We start from the raw sequence: 16,880 nt of genomic DNA on the forward strand, positions 1-16,880 counted from the left end.
TATTTTTCATTACGCTCTGCTTAAAATTACATTGAATAATTACACTTCCAGTTGGAAATGATAAGCATGATCTCATCCTGTGATATACTATGACCAGTCTCAGGAATGACATAATTAGATTTCCAGTAGGAAACAGCAATCATAACCTCATCCTGAGAAATATAACTTCCCCGATCTGAATCAGGATCATTCCACGGATTCCAGTCAGCTACTGTAATAAAACCTACTTTTGACTCCATATCATATCCACCATGATTGCTTACATTAAGACTTACAGTATAATTTTCCTCTTCTGAATAAACATGGACAGGATTCTGTTCTGTAGACAATGAAGTACCATCACCAAAGTCCCATTCCCATGAATCCGGGTTGTTGGTTGAAATATCAGAGAACTGTACAGTCAGACTTATGTTACCTGAAGTTACGTTTGCAGTAAAATCACATTCCGGCACAGGGATAACAGTTGCAACCCATGGAATATAGTCTACATTATCATTTACTGCATTTCCAACACCAGATGGATTGGTAGTTTCATGGTAAGGACCTGAATCATCACCCCACCAGTTGTAGGTAGCATTAATCTCTTCCAGTGCATGGTTCACAACACCACCGTATGCTGAACCATCTGTACCACTATATGTCTGGACGTTATCGGTTATGTTCGCTCCGGTGATCACTACGTTTATAGGCCCTGCATTGTTCTTATCAGGTTCACCAATACGTATACCTCGTTCGTTGAATGAATAGTTACCACCATTGATCTGCACACCATCAAGAACTGCATCATTAGGTGAAATATAACTGCCATCATCTCTTGCCTTGATCATAATTCCTGCACCTTCATTATATCCAAGACCATTGTTAGTAACAGTCAGGTTATTGAACACAAGGTTGGCATAGTTACCTGCCTTCAGATTGATATCAAAACCACCATTCCATATCTGGTTCCAGAAATCGCTCTTACCGTTATTATCAACAAGAACATTATTGAAAGTTGAATCTGACAGCTTTTCAACATAGATACCTTTATAATCATTTTCACTGAAACTGCTATCATCTACAGTGACAAACTGCACATTACTGGTTTCGTTTATGTCAACGGTTTTAGCAAAGTACCATCCATAATCACAGTTATCAAATGTGGAATCCTTCACTACAAAATAACTAAGGCTTGCATCAGTTGCAACCTTAAGGCCTATCTCATTCTCAACTGTGTGAGTGGTTGCACCAACCACATTAACATTGTCAAACTCAATATAAGAAACACTGTCATTATTGTGTACCTCAAAACCGTAAACACCGTCAGGTACTACCCTTATGTTTTTTATTAAGACAGTATCTTCTTCAGATGCTCCTGAAGCTGATAATTTGACAATTCTTTCATCCACATTCTTTTGCAATATGGAATCCACAAGCGGGTCATCTCCGCTTCCGCTACCAACTAAAGATACCTTCCTATTGACATCAATATTCTCGCTGTAAGTACCAGGCAACAGATAAATGGTGTCAACAGGGTCTGCAACTTCTATGGCATCCTGAATGCTTCCGTAAGGAGTAACATAGTATGTCATTGGTGTTGTATCAAATTCAGCTCCAAGCCATGGAGAATACACTGCATTGTCAGTGACATTATCCCCGGTTCCGACTGAATTGGTAGTTTCATGATAAGGGCCGGTAGCATCTCCCCACCAGTTAAGTGCTGCATTAACTTCCGTAATATTAACATCGACATACAGACCGGAATCACCATTTCCAGCGATGTTATTATTGTGAATCCCTACATTGACCGGATCAGGAATATCATATTCAGGATACCATACCTCATAATCATATACACTTATTCCATCGTAGAGATTATTCAGAATATCATTGTTTTCAATATCAATAGTGTCCACACCATTGGCAATATCAATACCATATTCATTGTTCTCTACAAGATTGTTAGTAACCTTAATGTCTGAACATGTGTTTTCCCATGGAGAGCCGTATAATGCTACAGGAAAATCAGTCACACTGATAGCAACTTCATTATCATGGACATAATTGGCATCAACTGTCACATTGCTTGTATCAACAACCATAATAGCAGTTCCTGACCAGTCTGTTCCCGGCCATCCGCAATGTGATACATTGTTACCCTGAATAAGTCCACTTGCAGCGTAACCAAATTGTATACCATTTGGTGCCCATGTAATATTGTCACCATTATACGGGCCGATAACAGTGTTGCCTATTACTTCATTATCACCGGAGTAAAGTCCGATACCTCCACGGGCAAACTGATCTATCAGATTATCCTGGATAGTAATGTTCATGGAACCATACCCAAGAATACCAAAAGTTTCCTTTCCATCTACCAGAATATTGACAAAATTGTTATCGTGGATAGAAGAAAGTATTTCACTATTATCCCGATTAACGTTCCTGCATATTACACTGCTCCACCTCTGTGATGGTGCAAAATTATTTGCATCAATAGTAAAACCGGACATTTCAACAGTAATGCACTCTGAACCATATACCGTATCATTAGAACTTGAATATGTTCCACCCAAAAGTCCTACTACATATTCAAATGTCTTCGAAGACTCAGCAATAGTTATTATTTCAGGAGACTGCGGACATTTTATCGTAGCACCTTCAGGTGCTTGCAGTTTGACGCTTTTATTAACAGTAATACTTTCTTCATATATGCCTGGCATCACAGAAATTGTATCACCCGGCAATGCATCATCTATTGCATCCTGTATCGTAGGATATACAACAATAGTACTTGCTACAGAAACACCACCTGAATTCTCTGCATAATTACAATCTACTACTAAAGTAGATGCTTCAGCAAATCCAATACACATAAAAATGATAGATAGAGTAAATACTACCCAAATAACTTTCCCAATTTTCATAAAACCACCATCTAAAATTAAGTTTGTAAAATAAATTTCATTTTTCAAGTGGGTTTAACAGAACATCTTATTTAAACATGGAAAAGTCAATAAGATATGTTATATGTAGAGCTTATAAAATGAGATTCAACACTTCTAAATCTGAATCCAAAATAAAACTCTAGACACTGCATATCGCAAATGAGGAAAAACCAGGTGTATCAGATTCAAAGATAAAATGTTCATCAGTTTCTTCAACCATTTCAGTAGGCAGATTTTGCCACATGTCATCTGCAAATCTGAAAAGATTTATAGAAGAAATTTCTATTTCATTTTCTTCTATCCATGGACGTTTTACCTTAAAACCTATCAAAGGAGCATCTAATGTCAGCGGATCAACTCCTTCTGCAACAATCCAGATATTCAGATGCTTATATACGATTCCAGGCGGATCACTTTTCACAAGAAGTGAACGGTTCCTCAGTATTTCTACCTTAACTTCTACAATATCAGAACAATCTTTTGTTTTTAAGCGAATATATTCTACAGGATTTTCTTCAGCATCAAAATAATAAGAAGTAAAGCCATCCGGAGAGATTTCACATGAAAGTGTATCCTTAAAAATAACATTTTCATATTTATTCTTCCTGAAAGAAAGGAAGCCTTTTCTTTCCCCTATATAAATTCCAGTACCTGCTAATATTAAAAACAGACAAAATACTAATATCCAAATGCTAATACTTGATGATGAAGCATTGGTTGGAACTAAATCAATAGTATCAGAATCATTGGATGAAGGAATTTCATCTTCTGCTGTTGAACGTAATGGAACCACTGCAGTGCCAGATGATGATTCTTTTTTGATACCTGTAATAACAAATGGTGAAAATCCAGGTGTTTCCGATTCAAAATAAAGATACCTTTCGTCCTCTTTCACTTTTTGTGTTTCGAGCTCTTTCCACTTATTATCATTGTAACGGTAAAGGGAAATTAATGATGACTGGATATCATTATCTGATACCCAGGATTTTTCAACCTTAAAGGAAATTACTGCATTTTCAATGTTATCTGCTGTTGCGAATCCTGTGTCACCAACCCAGATATTCATATACTTATACACCTCGCCAGGAGGTGCTTCTGATACCAGGGTGGAAATTCCTTTAAGGATTTCAATTGTAGTGCTTACAACCCCGGAATTTTTCAAAGCAATGAAACTAATAGATTTTATAGGATTATCATCTGAGTTAAAAGAAAAAGTCGTAACTTTTTTAGCCAGTACATTCTGGCTTTTGGATACTTTATCCAGGATGTTATCGTAATCTTCTCCAAAATAACCTCCTCCGCTGACATATCTTCCACTTGAAGAACTGCTACTGGCACTATCTGAGGATGACACCGAAGTAACATTCCATATCCATTCTTTTTGTGCAGTTCCATTCTCGTTTTCAGCAAAGATTGTAAGATTGTATAATCCGTTTGCTGCTGAAGAACAATAGTAGGATGCATTCATAGAACTATAGTTTGTCTGCACAATCACATCATCAAGAATCCATGTGATATTTGCGATCTCATCAGTAGTAATTTCAAATAACCTTGAAGCACCAGTTTGATCTGTAATATAAGAACTTGATGGAGATATCAAAGAAATTATGATTCGGGGATAAGCAATGATATAATCTATTTTCTTCTCAGTATCATTTCCATAATTGTTTCCGGCCTCAAGAGAAACAGTATAACATCCAGCTTCAGTGTATGTGTGTACAACATTCCTGTCTGTTGAGCTGGTTCCATCACCAAAATTCCATTTCCATGATGTGGCATTCAAAGACTGGTCTGTGAACATTACTGTTAAAGGAATTTTTCCATTTGTCACATTAGTTGTGAAATTCACAACCGGAAAAACATCGTTAGCTTCTTTCTTAATTGTAATCATTATGGTTTCAGAATCCGTAGAATAACCATCTGAAACTAAAAATGAAATTTCATATTTGCCAGCTTCAATTCCGGTTGTGTTCCATTCAAAGACATTCCCATAAAGTGTTCCAAATTCGGCAGTTGTTGAATATGTTAATTTGTCATTGTCTGCATCAGAAGCATGAAGAATAATCTTTACTATATCAGAACTATTTACACTTATATCTTCTATATTTTCAAGAACCGGGGCATTATTTTCTTTCATTTCTGCCCAGAATATTAGTTTTCCTTCCATTGAACCAATGCCAATGAATTCTTCTGGTACGTTTAATTGCACGCCGGATTCAACATAATCATCCTTTGATATTTCTTTTCCATAACTAACCCAGGAAGCATTATTAATTTCCAATCCTTCCACATAAAGGTCTTTTGCAACGTCAATAACTTCAGAAGTAACATAAGTCTTTGAACTTCCTTTATTGAATATTGTAAGCTTATGCACCTCACTGGACATGCCAGCAGATAATTTTCCAAAATCAATTGTATCCGGTGTAATTATTATGGATATTGAAGGACTGATTTTTGTAGAAAGAGATACAGCCGTTGCTTCTGAATAGGTTTCTATTTTAGTAACAACAGTTGAATTCTGAACTTGTTCTGAAGCATTTACAGGAAATGTAAATAAGAATACCAGGGAAAACAAAAAAACTAAAAGTAATAATTTGCTTTCCTGCATCCCTTATTCACCTATTAGTTTTTCCTACAAAGAAAGGTAGATTATTTTCTACCTTTCATTGTAGCAAATATACCAGCAATAATTACTCCGGCAATACTTGCTAAAACTCCAAATCCAGGGGAACTTTGTGTTGATTCCACAGGAATTGTTGATTCTTCTTCAATATCTTCAACTGTGGATTCAAGTTCCTCTACATCTTCTGCTGCAGATGAAGAAACAGACATCTTTTCAGCACTAAAAGGAGCAGCAATGGTAAATGGTGAGAAACCCGGTGTGTTAGATTCAAAGTGAACACTTGTATCATCTTCACTCAGAACACTTGTGTCAAGTTCATTCCATGCATCATCTGAATATCTATAAAGAATAATATCGTCAGATGAGACTCCATTCTCTTCCATCCATTCTTTCTTAACACTGAATCCTATGACAGGATCCTCAATGTTATCAGATGTTGCAAAACCAACTTTGCCTACCCAGATATTCATATTCTGATAAACAATTCCTGGTGCGTCAGAATCTGCAAATGTTGACCGATCATTAAGAACTTCAATTGTAGTGGAAATCTTGCCGGAGTTTTTAAGGCCGGTAAACTGTACATAGTTTATTGCATTTTCATCAGCTGAGAATTCATATTTAATGAGGCTTCCTTTGTTGATGAATACACTTTCTACTTCCTTTTTCAGAATATTTTCATACTCTTCACCGGAGGTTCCACCACCGCCACCTCCTCCACCACTGGAGGATGAGGAAGTACTTGAAGAAGACGAGGATGAAGAATCATCAGTAGATGTCGAAGATGATAAAACTTCTATTTTTTGATCTCCTATTGTAGTTGATGTAATTCTGTCGCCATTATTGCTATTGAGTCCGGAAATAATTCCATAGACAGAATAGGAACCGGCTGATGCTGTATCGGGAACCTCAACATAATATGTAATACTCATTTGTTCGCCTTCATCTACTTTTTTGGTCCAGAGCCATGTGGCTAACGAATCATCTTTACTATAGGTACTGTTACCATAATTTCCGCTACTTATTGCCCATCCCTCAGGTAGGTTTTCTTCAATTTTAGGTGCATCAATCTCTTCTTGGAAATATACATAAATTGTTACCGTGAAAGTATCACCTGCATCGACAGACAATTCAGATATGCTTCTTGTGGCTGTAATTTCATCAGAACCTAAAGCATTGGTTCCAAATAAAATTAAAATCAGCAATGAAAACGCAAAACCATATGTTATCTTTTTAGTTATCATAAGTACTCCTTATTGTAACGAAACTTAGTATTTTTAAAAGAAACATATTTCTTATATATAAACATAATGAAATTGTACAAGAGGTAATAATCATCATTATGATTATAAACAATAGTTATTACAATATTTATATAGATGTTAAACTAATATGTAAAATCTTAAATACAAAGGAACAATAGCAATAAAAATGCAAAAGATATCTGATAAGATCAGAAAACTATCAAGCATCAGAAATAAGCATAAAAAACCTTCAGATACAGTTGCCCAAGAAACAGATGAATTAGAGCCAATTGTATCATTTGAACCTGATATCGATACTGAAGAGATAGAACGTTATTGGGTTGATGAGCCTTATGTATTTATTTCTATCTTAAAATATGATAATGATCTGTTTTATCATGTTGTTGAACCGGAACTTAATGAAATAGAAAGATCAGTACTTGATGAAGTTCTGTTCACAATAGGTGACGTACTCACCCTAAAACAAGTAAAAGATCTGGATAAAATTGATAAGGACAACAAATACAAGCTCCTTAAAGAAAAAATAAAAGAATTACTTTCTGACTATTCACAGAGATCAGGAAATTCTTTTGAGAAAATATTCTACTATATAAAGAGAGATTTCATTGATTTTGGAAAGATAGGTTCCATCATGAAGGATCCTACTATCGAAGATGCATGGTGCAATGGAGTGGGGATTCCTGTTTATATTTTTCATTCAACCTATGGGAATCTTATAACTAACATTACATTCGAGAGTGATGAAGATATAGCTGCCTTTGTTATGAGAGTCGCACACCAGAGCTCCAGACATATTTCTAAATCCTCTCCGATACTTGACACAGTAATGCAGGACGGATCCAGGATTAATATCACATATGGACATGAAATCAGTCCAAAAGGAAGCTCTTTCAGTATAAGAAAGCAAAAAAAAGTCCCTTTAACTCCTCTTGACCTGATTGCCTGGAATACTTTTTCCTCAGATATTATGGCTTATTTCTGGCTTTGTATGGAAAATGGGAAAAATATACTGATATGCGGTGGTACGGCAAGTGGAAAAACATCCACCATGAATGCAGTCTGCATGTTTATTCCTTTAAACGTCAGAGTTGTAACTTTAGAGGATACGCGGGAAATACAGTTGCCACATGAGAACTGGATACCAATGGTTACCCGTGGAGGAATCTCACAGGATAATGTTGGAAACATTGATCTGGAAGATCTTCTGCGGGCCTCCCTGAGACAAAGACCTGACTATTTACTGGTTGGGGAAGTCAGGGGTAGCGAGTCACAAATATTATTCCAGGCGATGAATGCAGGCCATGCTACATGTTCAACTTTCCATGCAGGTTCTCCTACAGAAGTAATAAACCGATTTACAAATCCACCAATTAATGTTCCTGCAGCCATGTTTACAGCATTAGATATAATATGTATGCAGTCTACGACGTTTGAAAGTGGTACTGAAATAAGGAAAGTATCCAAAATAGCTGAAGTTACAGGTGTTTCAGAATCAATTGACATTCAGGATGTATTCATATGGAGCAAACTAAATGATCATTTTGAATATCACCAGTCCAAAGTTCTTGATGAAATAAAATCAAGAAGAGGATGGAATGAAGTAGATTTAGAAAATAATCTCAATAAAAGAAAATATTTTCTGGAAACTTTAATAGCAAAAAATATCCGGGGTTACAATGAAATCATATTTTGGATAAATTATTTCAATAGTTCTCCTGAAAAAAGCATACAGGAATTAAATCACCAGTAATCATACTTAAGTCATAGTTGAGCAAGAACAATAAGCAAAACATATATAGACATTCATCTTTAGTAAAGAAATATGACAGATAATACTAACGAAGAATTGAAAGAAGATGAGAAATCTAATTTTTTAAAATTATTCTATGCACTTGATAGCAAAACAAGATTAGCTATTATTCAAAGTTTATTTGAAAATGAGAAACATATTTCAGAAATTGCCCGTGAGCAAAAAATCTCCGTGCCTGTTGCAGCAAAGCATGTTAACATCCTGGAAGATGCAAATCTTGTTAAAAGAAATATTTATGGAAAAACTCATGTTCTGGAATTAAACAATAAGGATGTGGCCAAATCACTTGATATTCTGGCACCAACTAAGACTGTAGAGGTCAAAAAAGGAACAAATCTTCTGGATGCTCTGAAGGAAGTTGCCATTATCGAAACAAAAAAATTACGAGGAAAAGACCATGTAATCTCAACTAATGGAGATGAGGGGTTTTTTATCTATGAACTGGATGGACAGTTTTGTGATCAAACAGTTCAGAATTGCATATTCAGAAAAGATGTAACTGTTGTCTGGAAAAAACTGGAACCTGTGGCAAAATTATGCTTAAATATCAAAGTGAGAGATGATGACTAAGACAGATTTATGCAAAAAAGATAATTATCTAAATCGTGGAAGAAACACTTATTCTTACTAACTAAAATAAAATTATTAAAACAAAATTGTTTTCAAACATACTCATTCCTTGCCTCCACCATGGCAAGAAGATTTCTCAAAGGTGTCTCCGGAGCCAGCCCACATCCCGGAGCAAGGATGTCGATATCAGTATCAAGACATTCAAAAGCCTCTTTTCTAACATCATTTGGTGTTTTTATATATAGAGTATGTGCAGTTGAAATGTTCCCTATTACAGCTATATTATTACTGTGTGCGCTATTTACCACATATTCCAGATCCTTCACATTTTCTTCCACGCTTATAGCACTGAAACCGCATTCAAGGATATCCGGAACTATACTATCAATTTCACCACAAATATGTAGAATACTATGACCTTGTATGTTTTCATTGAATCTGACTAATTCAGGTTTTATAATTTCTCTAAATGCAGCAGGCCCTATCATCTCCGGAGAAGACGTGGCATCTGCAAGCACCACTGCATCCGCACCTGAAAGAAAATAGGCGTTGGCACAGGCAATACAGGCATCAACACATTTTTCTACAATTTTCCTTGCAATTTCAGGTTTCTTTACAGTTAATTTTAAAAATGGTTTTATTCCACAAAGATAAGAAGAAAGATCAGCAGGCCCTTCAATGCCTGCAACAATAGGAACTGACAATCCTTTATCATTTTTAAGAAGTGAAATTGCTTCCATTACAACATGTATTCTTCCTTTTTCCAGCAGATCAACTGGTACATCAAACTCTGAAGGGTCTTTTTCAAAAGGATGAGTTATTATCGATGGTGTCCTTGCTTTTGTGCCGATATCAATTTGACATCCAAGTGCCTCACCGACAACTGTCACATCAAATGGAATACGTATGACCTCGAGTTTTGCAACAGTATGTAAAGAAGAAGCAAGTTTTGCCATTTTTTCCGGATTGCTGTCTGCTTCAGGCCTGCTGGATCCGGAAATTTCCATCAAATCAAGTATTGGTGATGTGGTGACCGTGCCTGTAAGGGGAGGGGTAACTTTTTTTCCATCAAGTATATCCTGAAATTTTTTTGAAATATGAGGGTCTGTTTCGCTAATATAATACCATCCTTAAAATTACATCTGTTTCGGATATATTTAGATGGAAATCTGATAAAAAGGATCCTATATTCAGTTTAAAATGATATAACCCTTAATTTTTATTAGAGGAAAGACTAAATGTTTTTAAGTGGGCCTAACCGGATTCGAACCGGTGACCGCTCGGTTATGAGCCGAGCGCTCTAACCTGGCTAAGCTACAGGCCCAATACGAGAAAAGTTTGAAGCGCCGCAAACAGGGCTCGAACCTGTGACATTCTGGTTAACAGCCAGACACTCTACCAACTGAGTTATTGCGGCTCTCAGCATGGCGCTCACGCGCGAATCCTTCTAATGCACTTATTGCTTTTAAACCTTTTGATTGCACGGCTTTGTTGGTCCAATTTTGGCCTGGTTTTAACCCCATATTTACACAATATTTACCCTGAAAAACCAGGTCATCATTATGATGATGATTATATATCATAAAACATATATGTTCCAGTAGAAACGAAGGGGTAGAGAACAGTATTAGCTTAATATACAGTAACACCATAAAGTTACAAATCCAATATTTTTCATAAGAGTATACTCAATAGAATGCCCTGACATACCTAATCATCTGACACAATATTAACATAAGCGCCGCAACGCGGGCAAGCACCCTTGTCTGTCAGTTCATAAGACTCTAATCCAAACATACCTCTTTTTATAAGCAATTCTCCACATTCAGGACAAAAAGTATGTTCGTGACCATTTCCCGGAACATTGCCTATATACACATATTTAATACCTTCTTCCCTTGCAATGAAATAAGCCTTTTCCAGTGTTTCTACAGGAGTTGAGCTAATATCCTGCAACTTGTAGTAAGGATGAAAACGTGTAAAATGAACTGGAGTGTCTGCACCCAGGTTCTCGTTAATCCACTTAGACATTTCACGTATCTCATTTTCAGAATCATTGAGAGTAGGGATAACCAGATTAATAACTTCCACATGCATTCCAAGCTCCTTTGCAAGTTTTGCAGACTCAAGAACAGGAGCAAGTTTAGCACTTGTAATATTCCTGTAGAACTCCTCAGTAAAAGCCTTGATATCAACCCTGAAAGCGTCAAGATATGGAGCTATTGTTTCCAGAGCTTCCCTAGTTATATATCCATTTGTAACGTAAACCGTACCAAGTCCCTTTTCCTTTGCAAGCCTGGCGCAATCATAAGTGTACTCAAACCATATTGTCGGCTCATTATAAGTCCATGCAATTGACCTTGCGCCGGAAGACACAGCTCTTTGCACAGCCTTTTCAGGGCTTATTTCAATGGCATTAGCCTCATCAATACTTATCTGTGAAATTGTCCAGTTCTGACAATGCTTACACCTGAAATTACATCCTATGGTCCCAAGAGAATAAACAAGTGAGCCGGGATAAAAATGATACAACGGTTTTTTCTCAATCGGATCAAGAGCTTCACTTGAAACAACATTATAATTCAGCGTGTAAAGAGTCCCGTCCCGGTTCTCCCTCACAGCACAAAAACCACGCTTACCAGGTGATATCCTGCACCTGTGGGCACATAAATTACATCGGACCTTACCGTCATCAAGTTTCTCATAGAGCATAGCTTCCTTTATCATCAGAAATCCCCTTTTAAAGATTTGATTTCATTATTGATGAAACTAAGCATTGATAAAAAATAAGCACACAATTAACTCTAAAATAATAAACTAAGTATTATCTTAAATATGTCAGGACAAAAGATTCAGCCTCGCATCAAAAAATGTCTTTGTAACATTTATCATGATATCTTCACCGGAACTTCCTTCAAGGAAAAATACAACTGCAGTGTCGTTGGAATTTACAGAATATTCTGCCGAATCAATTCCTGCATCATCTGCTAATGTTTCAAAATAACTTTCCCAGGAAGTGGGATATGATGTCTGAATAGTCATTGTCATGTCCGTAAACAGTACACCATCCCAGTAAAGAGAATCAGAACCATTGGTTCTGAAGTTAACCTCTTCGATAGAATTACTGCTGATAGCTTTTCTGGGACCGTTTAGATCAATTACATTAAATTCCACAGTTATATTACTGGAATTATGTGTTTTTCTTATATCCATCTGAGGACCAAGACGCATTAATGAAAAGCTATCCTGGGCCAGAATGAGAGCTCCGCTCTCATAGACATATTTCTGGTTTATAAAATAATGATTATCAGAGATGTAACTTACAGTTCCAAGATCAAGTAGTAAAGGATCACTATTGTAATCTATTCCCGGAGTGGTTCCCACAATATTAATTCCAAAATCATCATCGTTTATAGTAAGTCTTCCACTGGACTTTTCAGGGCTGAACATGGGCAGTGAAGCTCCACCCATCTTTATGGGAACACTTACAGAAAGGCTTGTGGAAGGTTCGGTTCTTGCATAACCTGAAAGGATATCAAGTTCATTTTTCATCCCTGCCATATCATAAAAGACATCGTCCATATGTGACTGTTCCGCAGAGGTTTTCCATTCAGGAATATACTGCACATAAACAAGAGTTATCACAGATACCACTATACCAAAAAGAAGGACAGCAGAGATTGCAGCAGAAATAGCTCTTTCATTGCCAAGGAAATCTCTTAAATCCTTATGCTTCCTCTGGCAGCAACCGCTTTTTATTTTTATCATGGATTTGTCCTCGCATAGTAATCTGCCATATCTGACTCATCCAGTGTTACATTGTATATCTCCACCTCATCGAGATAACCACGGAAATAATAGTCATTGCTGCCATAGTTCTGCCTGCCTATCCACAAATCATAATTATTTGGCACAAGTGAATAACCATTCATAGAAAGTGACTCTACAAATGTAGCATCTTTGTAGAAGCTCACATCATTTCCATCAGCAACAACACCTATCTGATACCAGGTATTTTTCTGAAGATTCATTCCTGTAGTTTCAACATAATGATAACCTGAACTTGTCCATTCAAACCAGAGTTCTCCACTACTGACAAAAACGTCAAAGTTGTCCTGATCATTTGCTCCTTTACCGATAATACAATAGTCATTATTATTATTTGCAAGTCTTAACCAGAATATCAGACTCACATTCTGGTCAAAATCAAGGGAATTGTCATCTGAAACGACAAGATAATCACCATTACCGTCAAAATACATCGCTGAATTATTTATTGCTGTGCCGACAGACCATTTTGCATCTTGGATAGAAGCATCATTGCCATTAACACTGTCATAAGCAACTGAACCTGAACCTTCATCGAATTTCCATCTTGAAACAGGAATCACAGATGATGTTCCTGGTTCTTCTGTCTCTTCCGGAGGGAAAAGCTCGTAATAACCACTACAGGTAATATAGGTGTTAGAAGGATTGAAATTGATCTCAGTGCTTCCTGAACCATAGAAACCGATGTTTGAAATATTGATACCGGAATTATTGGTTTGCCAGTTAATGATTGTGTCACTATCCACTTTAAGATAGGTCTGGCTGCTATAAGATGGAAGTTCATATTTTAGAGTTGAATAATAATTCGAGATTGGATAAACATAGATATTTGTGACCAGACCTGTGTCCTGCAAGACATCGTTTATGTACAGATTAACGTTCAGGTTGAAATTTGATATGGAATCACTACCACCCATGGAAATATGTCCTGAAGTCTGGTCATTTACAACTTCAAGTTTGACTTCATCAGATAGAGCCAGGTTGTACCTGGTACCGTCTATATCTACATACCGGTAATTACCATCATTTGTAAAGCTGATATAGCCGCCGTCCTTAATTACGCCGCCTATTGAGTTTTTATTCAGGATTATACTGTTTGCAAATATACCCGATGGAGCCACAACAGTTACTCCCTGGGAAACACTGTCTGTATTTCCATCATCATCGGTAACAGTAAGGCTTATTGTATAGGTTCCTGCGGAAGAGTACTGGTGTGAAGGATCCTGAACTGTAGAAGTTCCTCCGTCACCGAAATTCCATGACCATGCAACAACTGTTCCATCTGAATCTGTAGACTGATCTGTAAAGGTAACCGTTTGAAGCACCCCGGGACTTGCAGGTGAATATATGAAATCAGCAACCGGATCATATTGTGATGGTGTTACATTGCCACCTGATCCAGACCCTGAACCCATTTCGAGTTCTTCTCCTAGAAGAGAACCACTTTCAATAACAAGATTGGAATCCGTTTGCAGTAAAATCATGCCAACGTAATCATCCTCATTGATGGTCGTGTTCCAGAGAAGATCCGTATCAATTACAATGGTTTGTCCAAGGTGCCAGCTATTGCTCCCTATTAGCTGCTTCAGTTGTGACGAGGATATATCCCTGCGTGTGCCATTCAGATTAAGGACTAATTCCACTTTATCAAGGTCAATATTCTCACCGCCTGAATGCCTCAGATAGACAGTATCTGAACTGACATCCACCCAGCCATCTACATCTGCATGCACAGCATCTTCTGATTCAAGATAGGAGAATACAAACACAGCTATTACAGAAAATGCAAGCACAGCTATAGCTGTCAAAAGTATCTCACCGATTATTTCGGAAACTGCATTTTCATCATGGAATATTTCCATGATTCCAGATTTTTCATTTTTAAGCTGTGTTCCCATGTATTTCACCTCAGATGAAGAATGCAAAGAGTATGTAAGCAATTGACATCATCATGATGGAATGCTTATATCCTGAATGAATGGTTCCGCCTCCCATTTTCCCTGCTACCAGACCTGAACAGAAACCCTGTATCATAGCTGCATGGAAAAATATCAGGGTATATTTGTCAAGGTCAAAAGCAGTCGACAAGCTTAGACCTGAAATTGCACCTTCTGTGGATGCAGGCATTGCCGGCAGGAAATAAGCTGCCAGTATGTAAACTATGAACAGAAAAACCATGAAAGCTATGTAAATAATAAAGATGTAAACAAACATCTCTGCATTACGTTCTTTTTTAAGCTGCCTCTGGATGTCAGCATCATGAGCTGCAATTGCCAGCACGCTTTTTACGTCACCTGTAGCCTCATTGGCTTTAATTATGAGATTAATGATACGTCTGGTCATTTCCGTACGTATCCTGAACTCAAATTTTTTCAGTGCATCATCAAGCTTTGCTCCCCATGAAATATCATTTACAAGACGTTTTACTTCTGAATGAAGGATACCTATCTTAAGCTGCATACTCATGACAATAGCATCGACTAGAAGAATTCCAGCCTCATTTATGCTTGCCAGATTATTGAGAAAATCAGGAATGTGATTTTCAATCTGATTTACGCGATAGGTTCGTAGTTCATCAAAAATTATGAAAGGAACAAGCAGAATAATAAGTGCTATGAATATCTGATCGTCGATTATGCTTACAGTCAGAACATTGAAGCTATTTATATAGAGAATGTTTGCAACATTTATGTACTCATTAACGGTATAGAATAGGTACACTAGTGAAACAGGTACAGTAATAAATAAAACATGAGATGGATTATTTGTGAAAAGAGCCAGTGGATGTGTAACCTTATCAATGAACTTTACAATTCTGGCATAATTGCGCATATTTTTCCTTTTGACTTCTTCATCTGATTCTCCGGCTTTTAATGGAATATGGGAAAAAATATCCAGTTTTTTTTCCACAACATAGAAATCAGGAATCTTCGGATTATCATTTGTCAGTGAATTAAGCAGAAGAAGGAAAATAACGGTTCCTATCGGGATAATCAGGTAAACTATCAGATTTAGAATACTAGCTGAGCTTGAACTTACAAGTCCCAGTACTACAAGAATAGTTATCAAAAACAGCGGGCCTGCAACAAACGCTGAGATATATACTTCTGCAAGCACACTAAGAGTTTCAAAGAATATTTTCTGCTCTTTTGTAGCGGTGAGTCGGTACTGGTCATTCTTTGCCTTGAGATATGAGCTTACATCACCACCGCTGGTCACAATGGAAGTCATTCCATCCAGAAAATCCTTAAATTTCTTGGAAGGGGTTCTCTGTCCAGCACGGTCAAAAGCCTGAAGAAGATCGGTACCATAGTATTCCATGTCCTTTACGATATAACCCACTTCTTCTGCCGCAGCACCATAAATGTAATAGTTCTGTGCCAGTGACTTCATGATATCAATAAGATTCATTCCACCACCATGGCTCATTGCATAGAGATATGCAGTAGTGTGTGGAAGAGACTGGTTAATGAGTGTTCCCCTTACATTTGCTTGTACTTCAGGTATTGACATGAAAATGTAATATGTCAATGAGGAGGCTATTACAGCAAAAAGAACAGCCAGCCCGATACTTAGCAATAAATGAAAATTCGACCAGATCCAGGGAATTTCAGTACCAACACCTAACATATAGGGCCTGACGTTTCCAAGAAGGTAATATCCGGCAAGCAGTCCGACAAAACCTGCAAACAATGCCATTATAAACGAAAAGAAATAAGTCTGGGCAATGTATTGTTCTATCAGCATACCCAGCCCTGCTTTACGAATTAAAAGGCGCTGGTCCTCATATCGATGGATGTGTCTCCTCACATATTTTCCGAATATAAGGTGAGCTGCTGAGTCGATGATATCCATACCAG

At 37.1% G+C, this 16,880-nt stretch carries 10 protein-coding genes and 2 tRNA genes; 2 read left to right on the forward strand and 10 right to left on the reverse strand.

Annotated elements, in window-relative coordinates; all coding sequences use genetic code 11:
- Positions 1-26: 26 nt before the first annotated feature.
- The 3 genes from METTI_RS01725 to METTI_RS14945 all read right to left on the reverse strand — a co-directional run bounded on the left by METTI_RS01725 (position 27) and on the right by METTI_RS14945 (position 6,791).
- Positions 27-2,906, reverse strand: a complete 2,880-nt coding sequence (locus tag METTI_RS01725) for a right-handed parallel beta-helix repeat-containing protein (protein ID WP_023844087.1) — start codon at positions 2,904-2,906, stop codon at positions 27-29.
- 160 nt (positions 2,907-3,066) lie between these two features.
- Positions 3,067-5,535, reverse strand: a complete 2,469-nt coding sequence (locus METTI_RS14940; RefSeq protein ID WP_023844088.1) for a PGF-pre-PGF domain-containing protein — start codon at positions 5,533-5,535, stop codon at positions 3,067-3,069.
- Between the two features lie 41 nt (positions 5,536-5,576).
- On the reverse strand, positions 5,577-6,791 hold the full coding sequence (locus METTI_RS14945; RefSeq protein ID WP_023844089.1) for a PGF-pre-PGF domain-containing protein: 1,215 nt from the start codon (positions 6,789-6,791) through the stop codon (positions 5,577-5,579).
- Positions 6,792-6,978: 187 nt separating this feature from the next.
- Between METTI_RS14945 and METTI_RS01740 the strand changes: the two genes are divergently transcribed.
- Together METTI_RS01740 and METTI_RS01745 are read left to right on the forward strand one after the other, a co-directional pair.
- Positions 6,979-8,562, forward strand: coding sequence for a type II/IV secretion system ATPase subunit (locus METTI_RS01740; RefSeq protein ID WP_023844090.1), 1,584 nt, complete (start codon positions 6,979-6,981; stop codon positions 8,560-8,562).
- Between the two features lie 72 nt (positions 8,563-8,634).
- Positions 8,635-9,192 carry a winged helix-turn-helix domain-containing protein gene (locus tag METTI_RS01745; RefSeq protein ID WP_023844091.1) on the forward strand — a complete coding sequence of 186 codons (558 nt, stop codon included), beginning with the start codon at positions 8,635-8,637 and terminating at the stop codon, positions 9,190-9,192.
- A 92-nt stretch (positions 9,193-9,284) separates the two neighbouring features.
- Here the strand turns inward: METTI_RS01745 and mtaA are convergent, their stop codons facing one another.
- From mtaA to METTI_RS01780, 7 genes are all read right to left on the reverse strand, one after another.
- Complete coding sequence (gene mtaA, locus METTI_RS01750) at positions 9,285-10,310, reverse strand: methylcobamide:CoM methyltransferase MtaA (protein WP_023844092.1); 1,026 nt, start codon at positions 10,308-10,310, stop codon at positions 9,285-9,287.
- Between the two features lie 131 nt (positions 10,311-10,441).
- Positions 10,442-10,516, reverse strand: a tRNA-Ile gene (locus METTI_RS01755).
- Between the two features lie 20 nt (positions 10,517-10,536).
- A tRNA-Asn gene (locus tag METTI_RS01760) sits at positions 10,537-10,609 on the reverse strand.
- 293 nt (positions 10,610-10,902) lie between these two features.
- On the reverse strand, positions 10,903-11,919 hold the full coding sequence (gene amrS / locus METTI_RS01765; protein ID WP_023844093.1) for an AmmeMemoRadiSam system radical SAM enzyme: 1,017 nt from the start codon (positions 11,917-11,919) through the stop codon (positions 10,903-10,905).
- Between the two features lie 111 nt (positions 11,920-12,030).
- Positions 12,031-12,960 carry a DUF7289 family protein gene (locus METTI_RS01770; RefSeq protein WP_023844094.1) on the reverse strand — a complete coding sequence of 310 codons (930 nt, stop codon included), beginning with the start codon at positions 12,958-12,960 and terminating at the stop codon, positions 12,031-12,033.
- Complete coding sequence (locus METTI_RS14950) at positions 12,957-14,918, reverse strand: LamG-like jellyroll fold domain-containing protein (RefSeq protein WP_023844095.1); 1,962 nt, start codon at positions 14,916-14,918, stop codon at positions 12,957-12,959. Before METTI_RS14950 ends, METTI_RS01770 begins: the two co-directional genes overlap by 4 nt.
- A 10-nt stretch (positions 14,919-14,928) precedes the next feature.
- On the reverse strand, positions 14,929-16,875 hold the full coding sequence (locus METTI_RS01780; protein WP_023844096.1) for a type II secretion system F family protein: 1,947 nt from the start codon (positions 16,873-16,875) through the stop codon (positions 14,929-14,931).
- Positions 16,876-16,880 lie beyond the last annotated feature (5 nt).

It is taken from the genome of Methanolobus tindarius DSM 2278 (genome assembly GCF_000504205.1).
Classification (GTDB): domain Archaea; phylum Halobacteriota; class Methanosarcinia; order Methanosarcinales; family Methanosarcinaceae; genus Methanolobus; species Methanolobus tindarius.

Bases quoted from the DNA above. Each gene is read 5' to 3' on its own strand.
- amrS (WP_023844093.1), bottom strand. From the start codon at position 11,919: ATGATAAAGGAAGCTATGCTCTATGAGAAACTTGATGACGGTAAGGTC.
- METTI_RS01745 (WP_023844091.1), top strand. From the start codon at position 8,635: ATGACAGATAATACTAACGAAGAATTGAAAGAAGATGAGAAATCTAAT.
- METTI_RS01740 (WP_023844090.1), top strand. From the start codon at position 6,979: ATGCAAAAGATATCTGATAAGATCAGAAAACTATCAAGCATCAGAAAT.
- METTI_RS14950 (WP_023844095.1), bottom strand. From the start codon at position 14,918: ATGGGAACACAGCTTAAAAATGAAAAATCTGGAATCATGGAAATATTC.
- METTI_RS14940 (WP_023844088.1), bottom strand. From the start codon at position 5,535: ATGCAGGAAAGCAAATTATTACTTTTAGTTTTTTTGTTTTCCCTGGTA.
- METTI_RS01780 (WP_023844096.1), bottom strand. From the start codon at position 16,875: ATGGATATCATCGACTCAGCAGCTCACCTTATATTCGGAAAATATGTG.
- METTI_RS14945 (WP_023844089.1), bottom strand. From the start codon at position 6,791: ATGATAACTAAAAAGATAACATATGGTTTTGCGTTTTCATTGCTGATT.
- METTI_RS01770 (WP_023844094.1), bottom strand. From the start codon at position 12,960: ATGATAAAAATAAAAAGCGGTTGCTGCCAGAGGAAGCATAAGGATTTA.
- METTI_RS01725 (WP_023844087.1), bottom strand. From the start codon at position 2,906: ATGAAAATTGGGAAAGTTATTTGGGTAGTATTTACTCTATCTATCATT.